At 63.5% G+C, this 13,136-nt stretch carries 10 protein-coding genes; 2 read left to right on the top strand and 8 right to left on the bottom strand.

The window, feature by feature from the left end; genetic code table 11:
- The first annotated feature begins 194 nt into the window (after positions 1-194).
- On the top strand, positions 195-1,232 hold the full coding sequence (locus S6FBBBH3_RS06015) for a threonine aldolase family protein (RefSeq protein WP_120176889.1): 1,038 nt from the start codon (positions 195-197) through the stop codon (positions 1,230-1,232).
- Between the two features lie 180 nt (positions 1,233-1,412).
- Here the strand turns inward: S6FBBBH3_RS06015 and bioD are convergent, their stop codons facing one another.
- A complete protein-coding gene (gene bioD / locus S6FBBBH3_RS06020; protein WP_120176890.1) occupies positions 1,413-2,162 on the bottom strand; it encodes a dethiobiotin synthase in 750 nt (249 codons plus the stop codon).
- A gap of 213 nt (positions 2,163-2,375) precedes the next feature.
- Between bioD and S6FBBBH3_RS06025 the strand changes: the two genes are divergently transcribed.
- Complete coding sequence (locus tag S6FBBBH3_RS06025; RefSeq protein WP_170143842.1) at positions 2,376-2,942, top strand: TorD/DmsD family molecular chaperone; 567 nt, start codon at positions 2,376-2,378, stop codon at positions 2,940-2,942.
- Between the two features lie 167 nt (positions 2,943-3,109).
- On the opposite strand, the gene S6FBBBH3_RS06030 is transcribed toward S6FBBBH3_RS06025, so the two are convergent.
- From S6FBBBH3_RS06030 to bioA, 7 genes are all read right to left on the bottom strand, one after another.
- The gene (locus S6FBBBH3_RS06030) at positions 3,110-3,745 is read right to left on the bottom strand and encodes a 4Fe-4S dicluster domain-containing protein (RefSeq protein ID WP_120176892.1); all 636 of its coding nucleotides are present in this window, start codon (positions 3,743-3,745) and stop codon (positions 3,110-3,112) included.
- Between the two features lie 12 nt (positions 3,746-3,757).
- Positions 3,758-5,971 (bottom strand): molybdopterin-containing oxidoreductase family protein, encoded by a 2,214-nt coding sequence (locus S6FBBBH3_RS06035; RefSeq protein WP_120177840.1) that lies wholly within the window; start codon positions 5,969-5,971, stop codon positions 3,758-3,760.
- A gap of 421 nt (positions 5,972-6,392) precedes the next feature.
- Positions 6,393-7,745, bottom strand: a complete 1,353-nt coding sequence (locus S6FBBBH3_RS06040; RefSeq protein WP_120176893.1) for an OmpP1/FadL family transporter — start codon at positions 7,743-7,745, stop codon at positions 6,393-6,395.
- A 463-nt stretch (positions 7,746-8,208) separates the two neighbouring features.
- Complete coding sequence (locus tag S6FBBBH3_RS06045; RefSeq protein ID WP_120176894.1) at positions 8,209-9,150, bottom strand: methyltransferase; 942 nt, start codon at positions 9,148-9,150, stop codon at positions 8,209-8,211.
- A 49-nt stretch (positions 9,151-9,199) separates the two neighbouring features.
- Complete coding sequence (locus S6FBBBH3_RS06050) at positions 9,200-10,207, bottom strand: hypothetical protein (RefSeq protein WP_120176895.1); 1,008 nt, start codon at positions 10,205-10,207, stop codon at positions 9,200-9,202.
- Positions 10,208-10,254: 47 nt separating this feature from the next.
- A complete protein-coding gene (locus S6FBBBH3_RS06055) occupies positions 10,255-11,565 on the bottom strand; it encodes an aminotransferase class I/II-fold pyridoxal phosphate-dependent enzyme (RefSeq protein WP_120176896.1) in 1,311 nt (436 codons plus the stop codon).
- 82 nt (positions 11,566-11,647) lie between these two features.
- The gene (gene bioA / locus S6FBBBH3_RS06060; protein WP_120176897.1) at positions 11,648-13,129 is read right to left on the bottom strand and encodes an adenosylmethionine--8-amino-7-oxononanoate transaminase; all 1,482 of its coding nucleotides are present in this window, start codon (positions 13,127-13,129) and stop codon (positions 11,648-11,650) included.
- Between the last annotated feature and the right edge of the window lie 7 nt (positions 13,130-13,136).

Genomic DNA, 13,136 nt, shown 5'->3' on the forward strand with positions numbered 1-13,136 from the left:
TTTTTTATCGGCGTCCGTACCGCATTTTTGTTCGCTTTCGCGAGGCGTGTCGCGCCGCGCGAAGCGTAGAATCGATTTTTTGCGGCACGCGAACCGTGCGGGCAAGCTCCCCCGACTTTCCCTGTAGCGATACCGCGTTCGTGCGCCCGCCCATCTCTCGAAAATCCCAAACAACGTCAAGAAGGAACACTCCCATGCTTCGATTCGCGTGCGACTACCAGGAAGGTGCCATTCCCGAAATCATCGAACGTCTCACCGCCACCAATCTCGAGTCGACGCCGGGTTACGGCAAGGACGACTACTGCGAAGAAGCCCGCCGCCTCATTCGCGAAGCCTGCGGCGCTCCGGATGCGGCCGTGCACTTCTTCGTGGGCGGCACCCAGACGAATTCGATCGTGATCCACGCCATGCTCGCCGAATACCAGGGCGTGATCTCGCCCGCCTCGGGCCACGTCACCGGCCACGAAGCGGGTGCCGTCGAGTCGAAGGGCCACAAGGTGCTCGTCGTGCCGCAGAAGGACGGGAAGATTTCGGGCGAATCCGTGCGCGCGTGCATGCGCGCTTACCTTGCGGACGACAGCCGCGAGCATGCCGTCGAACCTGGCCTCGTCTACATCTCCCACCCGACCGAACACGGAACACTCTACACAAAGGCCGAACTCGAATCGATCCGCGAAGCGTGCGACGAATACGGGCTGCCGCTTTTCCTCGACGGTGCGCGTTTGGGCTATGGCCTCGCGGCCGAAGGCACCGACGTGACGCTCGCCGACATTGCCGCCCTTACGGACGTCTTCTACATCGGCGGCACGAAGTGCGGCGCGCTCTTCGGCGAAGCGGTTGTGATTCGCGATCCGAAGCGCCTGCCGCGGTTCTTCACGACGATGAAGCAAAACGGGGCGGTGCTCGCGAAGGGCCGTCTCCTGGGGCTTCAGTTCGCGACCCTCATGGAAAACGGCACCTACGAGCGCGTGTGCGGTCACGGGGTGCGTCTTGCGCAGAAGTTGAAGCAGGCCCTTGTCGAAACCGGTCACACGCTCTTTATCGACACTCCGACCAACCAGATCTTCGTCTACCTCTCCGCCGAAGAAGAAAAGACCCTCTCGAAGGACTTCTCCTTTGCAGTCTGGAACCGCGACGAGAACGGTCGCGCGCTCTGCCGCTTCGTCACCTCCTGGGCGACGACGGAAGAGGCGATCGACACGTTGATTGCGGCATTGAAGAAAGGCTGCTGAGCGGCCTTCCTGCGCCTTTGAGCGCCTCTCTGCGGATCCTTCCGTCCTCCGAGGTGCCGAAGGATCGAGACGCCGAATACGAAAAGCCCCGCGAGGTTTGCGCCCGCAGGGCTTTTCTTGATCGGTGCGGGTCGGCTCGACTCGACTCGACCGATAGGGAGTCCTTCGGTTCAAGCCGCCTCAGTCCGCAAGCGCTTCGGGCTCGAACTTCGGTACGGTGAGGATCCGTGCTTCGGGGAAGTGCTCCCGCACGTAGTCGGTGATGAAACGCTCGTTGTCGCTTGCGATCGGTTCGACGTCGCCCGGCCAGGCGTTGATGAGAAGCGCTTCGAGCGGTATGCCGCGACGCTCCACGGCTTCGAGCGCCAAGAGCGTGTGGTTGATGCTCCCGAGCTTCGTATTCGTGACAAAGAGCAGCGGAAGGCCGCTTTTTTGAAGCCAGTCGATCGTAAGGTGCCGACGGGTAAGCGGAACCATGAGGCCGCCCGCGCCTTCCAAAAGCACTTCGTCGTACGTTTGAAGGAGTTCGCGGGACGCCTCCGCAATGCGCCCGAAGTCGATCGCAACGCCCGCAACTTCCGCCGCCAGGTGCGGGGAGGCGGGAAGCGGCAGGACGACGGGAGCGGTCGTTCCCGCTCGATCCTCGGGGGTTTCGTCAATCCCCATGATGCGACGGTGGAGCCGCACGTCAATCGACCCGCCGACCGCACCCGTCTGAATGAACTTTTGCGTCGTTACGCGCACGCCCGAGCGCAGCCGCTCGCGGGCGTAAAAGCCCGTCGCCACGCTTTTCCCCGCGTCCGTGTCGATCCCGCTCACAAAAAGAAGCTGTTTTCCTTCGGAGAGCCGGAAGGGGAGACCGTCGAAAACGGGGTCGCATTTGGGGGCGCGTTCCGGATCAAGTTCGGGAATAGAGGCAGAAGAAGGCATGATTGTTCGGTCGGTATACGGGAATATCCCGAGGCGGCTCGGGACATTCCCAAAGCGCCGCAGGGCTTGTGAGGAGTAGGATGAGTAAGGAGAGTCGGGTTGCTGCACCCGAGCGCGGCGACCCCTGAGAGGATGCTCGAACGAGAGCTCTCCCGGTCCGCGAATTCGCAGGTCCGAAGCCGCGGGAAAAACGGAAAACAAGAGGATAACACTATGACCAGCGCGCAGTCCGAGCCGACGGCTCCCGACCGATCCGGTGCTCCGACGCCTTTCGTCGAGCTTTTCAACACGTTCGCGGTGCTTTGGCTCAAGCCCGAAACCGAAGGAGCGGTCGAGGGACTCGAGCGCCTCGTCGACGTGCTCGGACTGAAGCCTCCGTTTCCGCTGAGTTCCGCGGAACTTCAAAAGGAATACGCGCGGCTCTTTTTGGGCGTGGCTCCGGAGACCGTGTCCCTCTGCGAGAGCGCCTGGACGAGTCCCCTGCGGCTCGTCTGTCAGGAAGCGCAGTTCGAGTGCCGTCGTGCCTATGCGGCAGCGGGCCTTGCGGTCCCGCCCGACTCGGGCATTCCCGACGACCACCTCGGCATGACGGCCGCGTTCCTCGCGGTCTCGATCGAAAAGGGCGCCTGGGGTGCGGCGCGCGCCTTCGCGGCGAATCACCCCGCGAAATGGGTGCCCGCTGTCGCGGCACAGCTCGCGAAGCGCCCCGATGCGCGGATCTACCGCACGGTGGCGGAGGGGTTCCTCAAGACGCTTGATCGGCTGCAGGACGAACGCTGAGGGCCGCAAGCGTAGGGCGCCGTGAGTGCGCTTTGTGAGGCTTTGAAAGGTTCTTGAGGCCGGGAGCTCAACGGACAGTGTTTCGAGAAAGCTCCGATCAACAGAGTAAGAACAAGAAAACCCCGCACGAGCGGGGTTTTCCTTCCAGACCGTTCGCGGCCGATGCATCAGACCTTGGGTTCGAACGTCTCGACTTCCATGTGCTTGGCGATGTAGCGGATCTTAGGTTCGGTTCCCGCGGCGGCGTTCATGGGGCGAGCCTTCGCGATCAGGGCCTTTGCGGCCTCGGTCGGGTTCTCGTAGTCGACGAAGGTGAGGGCGCCGATCCCGCACACTTCGACGCAGGCGGGGATACCGCCCTTTGACGTCCGATGCGTGCAGAGCGTGCAGTGCTCGGCTTTGCCTGCCGGGTGGTGCTGCCAGGCTTCAAGCGGGCGCTCCGCGAGCGGCACCTTGTCGCCGAAGTAGCTCGTGCGGCCTTCGGTGTTGAATTGCGGCGCGCCGTAGGGGCAGGCCGAGAGGCACATCTTGCAGCCGATGCACTTTTTCGCGTCGACGAGAACTTCGCCTGCGGGGCCCTTGGAAATCGCTTTCGCGGGGCAAACCTTCATGCACGCGGGATTGTCGCAGTGCATGCAGGAAACGCGGAAGTAGTTGACGACGTTCGCGGCGACGTTTTCGCTCCGGTGCACGCGCTCGTAAAAGATCCCGGGCGCGACCTGATTTTCCTCTTTGCAGGCGATCGCGCAGGCGTGGCAGCCCACACACTTGTCGATGTCGACGATGATGCCGAATTTGCTCATGATTCCCTCCCGTCAGGCCTTCGTGATTTCAACGCAGACATCGTTGAAGGCGGGATAGCCCGAAATCGGGTCCCAGTTCTTGCGCGGAATGAGGACCTGCGTTTCCTGGTCACCCCTCCACCCGTACTGTGCGTCGACGATGCCTTCGCGCGCGAGAATCGTGACGCGCGCCACGGCGCGGACCTTCCCCTCGTAGTAGGGCGACGTGATCCAGATGCGGTCTCCTTCGCGAATGCCGCGACGTTCGGCATCCTTCGGATGGATGTTGACCGTCGACTCGGGCTCGATTTCAAGGAGATACGGCTGGTCCGAACGGGTCTTCGAATGCGTGATGTAGGCGCGGCGCGTGCCGTTCACGAGCTTCAGCGGCCACTTCGCGTCGGGCTGCGGCGCGGGGACGTACTCGGGCAACCCCGGGAAGCCGTGCTTCGCCTGCACGGTCGAGACGAGTTCGATCTTGCCCGTGGGCGTGCGGAAACCGGGCTTGCCGTCGTAGCGGAGCGTTCCCTTCGCGTACTTTTCCGTATCTTGCGGCGGGAACCATTCGCAGACCTTGACGGCGGGAAGCATCTTTTGCCGCTCCGCGTAGTTCGTGCCCCAGCCCTTCAGGATCGAGTCGCACGCCTTCACGGGGTCGCCGCCGAAGAAGAGCTCTTCGCCGCAGAGGACCGAGCCGATCGTGAGCGCGATCTTCCAGTCTTCCCACGCTTCGCCGAGGGGCTTCACCGGGGTGCGGACCGACACCGCACGGCCGTGAACGCCGAAGGGCGCGTAGCGCTCGAAGTTCATGGCGGCGGGGAGCACGAGGTCCATGTCGTGGTGCGTCTCGTCGCGGTAGAAGTAGTCGGTCGCAAAGGAGAATTCGAGGTTCCGGACCGCTTCCTGGTATTCGGCGGGCGAGGGCCAGATGAGGAGGTTCGCGCCCCAGCCGCAGAAGGCCTTGATGCGCCCGGCCTTCACCATTTCGGGAAGCATGTTCGGGCTGCACAAGACCTGCATTTCGTTCCAAACGGGCGCAAACTCGCGGTCGATGCGGATCTTCTTGTTTTCAGGCTGATTGAACCATTTCTGGTCGATGAAGCTGCGCGTGTAGCCTTCGTCCCAACGGAGGTAGTCTTCGGGCCAATTTTCAAAGCTCGAAGCGCCCGGAACGTCGACCCAGCCCGTGAGCGCCATCAGTAGCGACATCGCGCGCACGTTGTTGCAGCCGTTGTGCTGGTGCGGGATCGACTGACCGGGGAGCATCATCCCGGAGGGGCCGTCGGCGAACATGCGCGCGGCTTCAACGACGAGCTCCGCTTTGACGCCCGTTTCCTTTTCGACGTATTCGGGCGTGAAGGTTTCGCTGTATTTGACGACCTCTTCGTAGCCCGAGCACCACTTGTCAACAAAGGGTTTGTTGACAAGCCCCTCTTTGACGAGGACGCGAATCATGCCCCAGGCAAGCGCCCCGTCCGTGCCCGGACGCAACTGCAGATGAATGTCCGCCTGTTCGGCGACCTTCGTGCGGCGCGGATCGACGACGATCAGCTTCATTCCGCGGGCCTTCTGTGCGAGCAATCCCTTGAAGAACCCGTGGGGCGACGCCCAGGCGCCGTTCTTGCCGACGATCATGAGGCACTTCGTCTTCGGGCTCGGGCCTCCTGCGATTTCCCAACCCCACGTGAGCTCCAGCGCGTGCACGTAGGCGAGGTTGCAGGCCGCGGAGCTTTCGCACGCGTAGTTGGGCGAACCGAAGTAGCGTGCGAGACGCATGACGGGAGGGCGCGGCTCCTTCGGGTCGCCGCAGTAGAAGAGCACCTTGTCGGCGCCGTCCTTTTCCTTGATGCGGGTGAGGTTTTCCGCGATCGTGCGGATCGCTTCGTCCCAACCGATACGCACCCAACCCGGGTCTTTCGAGCCCTTCGGGTTCGTGCGCTTCATGGGGTAGAGCAGTCGATTCGGGTTGTAGAGGCGTTGAAGCGTAGAGAGCCCCTTCGAGCAGAGGAAGTGGTTCGGGTGCTCGCCCCAATTGTGAATCCGGATCACGGTGTTGCCGCGCACGTCGTATTTGACGCCGCACATCGGCATGTGGTTGCACGAGTCGCAGATGCTGTAGCCCGTCCATTCGGGCTCGGTCGATTCCGCAGCCGAAACCGACGGCACGAAGAGCGATTCGGCAAAGCCCGCACCCGCCGCGGCGCCGACTCCCGTCAAGAAGGATCGGCGAGAAAGGTTCGTACTCATCTTGGAAACCTCCATATTCTCGGGGATCGCACGCCGCCCGCTGAGCGATTCGCGGCGCGACGGTCCTTGGATCCATCATACGAAAGGAGTAGACACGGAAACCATTCGGGTTCCGTCCACGGTCGGGGCTCCGGAACGAGAAGCATTTCCGTCAACTTTTGAGCACGAAAAGCTCGAGTCCGTAAATAGCGGTAGAAAACACAACCGATATGCGTTTTCGGAATAGCGACGACGAATCCGGCCGGAGAAATCGGCGGGGAAAGAGGGAAAAACGGACGGGAACAGACGAAAAAAGGGCCGGAAGGCTTCCCTTCCGACCCAACACGTGGTTAAGACACGTGAAGAACGCGGTGCGTCAATGCGTCGCATGCGGCGAGGCGTCCGAGTTGCTTACCCCTTGATCGAACGCCTCGCCGAGGCATCAGAACTTGTACTGAAGCTGCACGCCGAGGAGGTAGGCGTCGAGCTTGCGGAACTTGCCGACTTCGCGGCCGTCGGCGCCGTAGAGCGAACGTTCGTGCACGCCGTGGAGGTGCGCGAAGCCCACGTCGGCGATCATGTCTTCCGAAATCTTGTAGGACGAACCCACGGAGAACCACCAGCGGTCCGCGTCCGGAATGATGGCCGTACGGTATTCCTTCGTCGCGATCGGGGACGTTTCGTAGGCGACGCCGCCGCGCAGCGTCCAACGGTCGGTGATGCGCAGGTCCGCACCGATCGAGGTGAGGTAGGTGTCGCGCCAGTTGTTCTGGATCGTCGTCATCGTCGAGCCGTTCGAATCGATGTCGAGCTTTTCGAAGGACGACCAGTCGGTCCAGCGGAACGTACCGTAGAGGCTGAGAAGCTCGTTCACGTCCCAAGCGACGGTCGCCATCGCCCAGGCGGGAGCCGACACCACGGCCGAGCCCGGGAGCTGGCCGTAGTTGCCAAGCTGACCGAGCAAGGCGGCAAGTTCGGAACTAGTCGTAATAGGACCACCAAGCTGAGGAGGAAGTTTATCGAGATTGGAATCTTCGGTCAGGTTGGCTTCGTCGATCGTCAGGTCGCCGTCCGCTTCGTGTTTGATCTTCGAACGGTACGAGAGACCGAAGCGGAGGTTTTCGAGGGGCGACCACATCATGCCCACGTTCCAGCCCCAGGCGATGCTGTCGGCGTCGATTTCGGAGCGAACGGACGAGGAACCGAACAATGCGGAGCCGCCCATCTGCTGGCCCTTGGCGGTATCGGCAAGGTAGGTCTTCTTCGTGAGGTCGGCGGAAGCGTACTGAACGGAGACGCCCGCGCCGAAGCTCAGCTTTTCGGACGCCTTCCAGGCGACGTTCGGGTTGAAGTCGAACGTGAGGATCTGAGCGGAGATGCCGTGATCGGCCTGCGACCAGTCGTCGCCGAATTCGGTACCCATGCCGAAGGGAACGGTCATCGCGAGACCGACCCAGGTCGAGTCGTTGATCTGATGCAGGAGGTAGCCGTGGGGAATCGCCTGGCTCTTTTCACGACCGTTTTCGGTCGTGCCGTCGTTGCCCGCGTAGTCGAGATTGAGACCGATCCCGACGAAACCGGCCTGCAGAGTCGTGCCCTTGTGCAGCGTCATCGTCGCGGGGTTGTAGTAGACGCCCGAGATGTCGGTGCCGTCAACGCCGATACCGGCGTACGAACGGCCGAGACCGGCGACGGACTGTTCGGTGAGCATGAAACCCGCGGCGTAGGCCTGACCGGCGAGAGCGGAAGCGGCCGCAACGGCGACCGCGGCGAGCTTGAAGGTGGTGTTCTTCACGGTAACTCCTGTTCCTGTGTCTTCTGTGCGAGCCCCAAGGGGGTCGTGGAAAAAATCAGAAGCGCATTCTGCCCACGCGGTCGACGCGGAGAAACGTCAAAAATTGCGGGGAAACCCCTATATTTTTCGCTCCAAAGCGCCCGATTGTCTTCGGACGAGGTCCGAGGCGTCCGTTACGCCCTGAAAAAACGAAAAGTTTTCGGAGTGGCGAAAGGTACCGGCGGCAGGCTCCGGGGATCGAAACGGATGAACGGATGATGCGTGAAGATGGTATTCGTACGAGGAAACTCATCCGACGGGCGGCGTCGAAGGGACGCTGAAACAGCGCTCAAGACCTTGAAGCGAGCTTGAGAGGAAGACGAGGAGGACAATGGGGCTTCGGCACGCTCGCCGAGCGGCGTCGGAACGGGAGGACGAGATTCGAAGGAGGTGACTGAACGTGGCGACGCCTTCTTCGACGTCGTCAGTTACCGGTCCTGCGCGCCAGGAACCGCACCGGGGTCCAGGTGAGCGTGACACGCCCGTCCGCGTCGGAGAAGCGCTCGCGGTAGGCGTCTTCCCAAGCGGCCAAGCCCGCACGGGTGCGAAGGGTCCGGGCGGGGTAGGGTGCGGAGGTGTTGCCCGACGCATCGGTCGTTTGAGCGGTTTCTCCGCATTCTTGCACGGGAAGTCCGTTCACGCCCGTCGCGCGCAGCTGTGCGAGTACGGCCCGGGGCGTCGGGTAATGTTCGACGATCGTGTCACACTCAAGCGTCACGAGCTCGTAGTCGGGACCGAGGATCGCGCCCCAAGCGTTCGGTTCGGGGGCGGGAAGGCCGCCCCCCGAAAGTTCGCGGATTTCGGTGAGGTTGTCGGGCCCGAAGACGGAAACGAGGACATATCCGCCCGGACGCACAAGCTCCGCCCAGTCGCGAAATAGAGCCGCGGGGTCAGCCACCCACTGCAAAACGGAGGCGGCCGAGATGAGGTCGTAGGGAGCCTTCTCTCGAACTTCGGGGATGCGGGAAAGTGCTTCTGCGGCTGCGGGCACGAAGGTGAGGTCCGGCGGTAAAGCGTCTCCGAACGTTGCCGCGAGCCGTCGACGGGCCTCGTCGAGCATGGCGGAGGAGAGGTCCGTCACCGTGAGGTGAAGTCGGGTGGGACTCGGGAGATCGAGAGCGGATCTTGCGGCGAGGAACTTTTGAACGAGGGCCGTCGTGAGGTGGCCCGTGCCCGCACCCGCCTCAAGGATCCGAAGGGGCGACGAACGTTCGGCTTTGATGTTCAACACGTCCGAGAGCGGCCACAGGTCCGCAAGCCGCCGCGCGGCCTCGGCCTGAAGTCGCGAGGCGTCGTGGTAGGTGCGCGCCGCGCGCTCGAACGCGCGGGCGTGGCGGGACTCTTCGGCAAGACGGACGGTTGTCATCGGCGGGGCTTTCGGAAGAGAGAACTCAAAGCATCCGGGGCTTCGGGACTCAAGGAGCCCGGCATTCGACGGCACCGAAGGCCGCGTCGAAGACGGCTGCCGTGAGGCCCTCGAAGGTCCCGTGGGGTTCGTCCGTGCGAAGGATGCGGGGTTCGGCGCGACCCGCCGCGAGGCACGCTTGGCGCAACGCCTCGGCGGAGCGTTCCTGGGCGGCTACGGGCACGATCCGATCGCGCTTCGGGATGACGACGCGGATCTCACCGGGGAAGGTCGCGCCTTCGCGGGCGAGTTCGGACAAAGGGTCGCGAAGACCCGCAAAGGCTCGCAACTCTTCGGCGGCCTTCGGCACGTCGGGAAGCTCGTCCGGGGCAAAGCCCGGGAAGTCGGGATTCGCAACGACGTCGGCCCACGCGCCGCGATCCTCCGTAACGCGCACGAAGAAGGTGCCGAGGGACTCGACGGACAGGGTCGAGAGCGTGAGCTTCGCGACGGCTTCGGGAATCCCCGTGCGACCGACGGGGGTCAAGGACCCCGCCGCGAAGACGAGCCGCTCGAAGGTGTCGGGGTCCATAAGGGCGTCACCGAACACCTTTTCGCGGGCCCGCCACAGATCGAGCACGAACCGCACGCCGAAGGACCATCCCGCAAGCGTCCAACGCGCGTCGGGCACGTCGCGTCGCAACGCGTCAAGGACGGGCGGAAGGTGCTCGAACAAGGGCCAGTCCGGGCGGAAAAGGGAATCGGGCGCATCGGACCGTTCCGCTTCAAGAAACGCGTCGGCCGAAATTCCTGCGAGCGGGTTCGAGAGGACGACGAGCGCCGCGGGGTAATTCAATGCTTCGAGGCTCCGCACCCACGGTGCGAAAAGCCGCTCGTCGGTTGCCCAACCCGTCGCAAAGAGTAGCACGCGTGGAGCTTCACCCATTTCGATCGGGAGGGGTTTTCCGGTCTTTCGGGCTTTCCAGGCGGCATTTTCAAAGACTGCGATGCCCGAGGGCACGTTTCGGCGAGCGGACGTTTCGACGGGATGTGCGTTTTCAGCGGTTTCGATCGTCATGGTGTGTGTTCTATTCTGCGACAAGTAGAGTCGTCGATTGGGGCGCTTCAGTGAGCTCGGTCGGCTTCGCGTGCATCCTTCTCGCCGAGCGTGCCGAGCACCTCGGAAAGCGCGTCGATGAGGCGCTTTGCCTCTTCGTCCGTGAGCGACGCGTTGAGCGACACGCGCAGCCCGGGGATGCGGACCGTGGGCGGACGCACAAGGCCCGCTTCAAAGCCCGCATCGCGCAGAGCCCGAGCGGCGGCCGTCGCCCGCTCGACCGTCCCGAGAGGGACGGGAATGATGTGGGTGACGGGCCCCGTGAGCCCCAACACCTCCCGAATATGAGCGGATAGAGCGTGCAAGCGCTCGCGCTTCGGCGCATAGGCTTCGAGGTTGCGAATGACGTCGAGCGTTCGTGCAACGAGCAGAGGCGGGAGCGCGGTCGAATAGACGGACGGTCGGTGGGTGCTCGCAAGCCACGCGCGGAGTTCCGCCGTCGTAGCCACGAAGGCGCCCGCCGTACCCGTCGCCTTACCGAAGGTGCCGATCACGACGTCGATCGCATCGAGCACCCCTTCGGCTTCGGCAAGCCCGAGCCCCGTCGGTCCGTAGGCCGCAAAGGCGTGGGCTTCGTCGAGAACGAGGATCGTCTTCGGGTGCCGTTCGCGAAGCTGCGCGAGTTCCCGCAACGGGGCCGTGTCGCCGCCCATGGAGAAAAGCGACTCCGTCACGATCACAACCGCATCGTGCGTTTCGGAAAACTTTTCGACGAAGTGTTCGAGGTGCTTCACGTCGTTGTGAGCGAAGCGCTGCACGGTTGCGCCCTGCGCGCGGGCAAGGGTCATGCCGTCGATGAAGCTCGCGTGAATTTCGCGATCGAGAAGAATCGCCGTCTTGTGCGGGGCCGCTCGGGTAAGCGCCGCAAGGAGCCCCGAATTCGCGTGCCAGCCCGACTGAAAGAGAAGCACCCCGTCGGGCCGCCCGTAGCGACGCGCGAGTTCCGCCTCAAGCGCATCGTGCGCGGCGGAACTCCCCGACAAAACGCGAGAAGCGCTTGCCGAAAACCGGAAGAGGGTGTCGGGCACCGTTTCGAGAAAGGCTCGGGCGCTCTCCAAGTCCGCACCGATCCCGAGCGCGTCGTTGCCGATCAGATTGACGAGCGGGGCGTTCTTCGAATCGTTTTCCGACCGAGAATCCGTCGCCCGGGTCGAGCGCCGCAGTCCCCGCGCGTCGATATCTGAGAGCCCGTGCGCGATCGATTGGGAAAAAGCGCCCGCGAGCAGGCGAAAGCGGGAACCGTGCGCGGCACGCTCCGGAGCGGCTTCGCAGGGGAAAGACGTCGCGGGATTGTCGGCGGAATCGGAGAGGGCGGACATGAGAGCGGCTCCTTAAAAGGAAAACGTCGGGAATTCGGGCGAATGCGGTCGAATGTGGCCGGAGAGGGCGAACGAGTGCTCCTCACACGAAGTGACGCTCGTCGCGTTCGGCGGCGTCGCCCTCACGCAGCAGCTTCGGAATCACCGTGACCATCGCGTCCGTCAAGCGTTTCACGTCCTCGGTCGTCGAGACGAGCGGCGGCATCGCGTAGATCCACCGCCCGAAAGGTCGCAGCCAAACGCCCGCTTCCACGAATCGGGGCGTTGCGCGCCGTACGTCGACGGGCTTTGCGGTTTCGACGACGCCGACCGCCCCGAGAACTCGCACGTCGAGAACTCCGTCGGTTTTCGCGAGCGGTGCGAGCCCCGTGCGAAGTTTCCCTTCGATGCGACGCGCAAGCGTCGGGGCGTCGAGGTCCCGTGCGAGCGCCAGGGCTTCCGCCGCGACGGCGCAGGCAAGGGGATTCGCCATGAACGTGGGGCCGTGCATGAAGGCACCGGGCGTCCCCGACGAAATCACGTCGGAAACGTTCTTCGAGGTGACGACGGCGGAAAGCGTCATGAGGCCGCCCGTGAGGGCTTTGCCGAGCGTGACGATGTCGGGGCGCACCCCCGCGTGATTCATCGCGAACCATTCGCCCGTGCGGCCGAAGCCCGTGGCGATTTCGTCGAAGATGACGAGAACGCCGTGGCGGTGACAAAGTTCGATCGCGCCCTTCAAAAAGTCCGGATGGTAAAACCGCATGCCGCCCGCCCCCTGGAGGACGGGTTCGAGAATGAGAGCGGCGATGTCGTCCGAACGCTCGGCAAGCAACGCGGCCAAGGGTTCGAGGTCCGACGCATCGAATTCCGTTCCCGTTTCCGTCTCCGGTTCCTCCGTAAGGGAGCTTCCGGGGAAGCGGCTCTTCGGGTGCGGGATGAAAAACCGCACCGGAAGCGACGAGCCGAAAAGCCCGTGCATCCCTTCCTCGGGGTCGCACACCGACATGGCGTTCCAGGTGTCTCCGTGGTAGCCCGAGCGGATCGTGACGAAGTTCGATTTCGTGCGTTTTCCGAGCGCCGCTTGGTATTGGACGGCCATCTTCATGGCGACCTCCACCGCGACCGACCCCGAGTCCGCATAGAAAATCGAGTGAAAGCCCGCGGGGAGCATTTCAAGAAGCGCTTCCCCGAGCCGCACGGCGGGTTCGTGCGTGAGGCCGCCGAACATCACGTGAGGCATCGTGCGGGCCTGACGTTCGAGCGCCGCCACGAGCCGCGGATGCCGGTGACCGTACGCCGCGCACCACCAGGAGGAGATGCCGTCCAAGAGCCTCCGACCGTCCGTCAAAACGATTTCGGCGCCGCGGGTTTCGGAAGCTTCGAAAACGGGTACGGGGTCAAGCGTCGACGCGTACGGGTGCCAGAGATGCTCGCGGTCGAACCGAAGACGTTCGGCCGCGCGGCCTTCGGCGGTTTCGGGAGACGGAGCGGTTCGATGAGACGCGTCGGCAGGGCACATGTTGAGAAAGTCCGAGTCAAAGGAAGTGAGCCATTCTACCCGCAGTTCGGAAGCACCGAACACGCGTCGT

Source organism: Sutterella megalosphaeroides (genome assembly GCF_003609995.1).
GTDB lineage: Bacteria > Pseudomonadota > Gammaproteobacteria > Burkholderiales > Burkholderiaceae_F > Sutterella > Sutterella megalosphaeroides.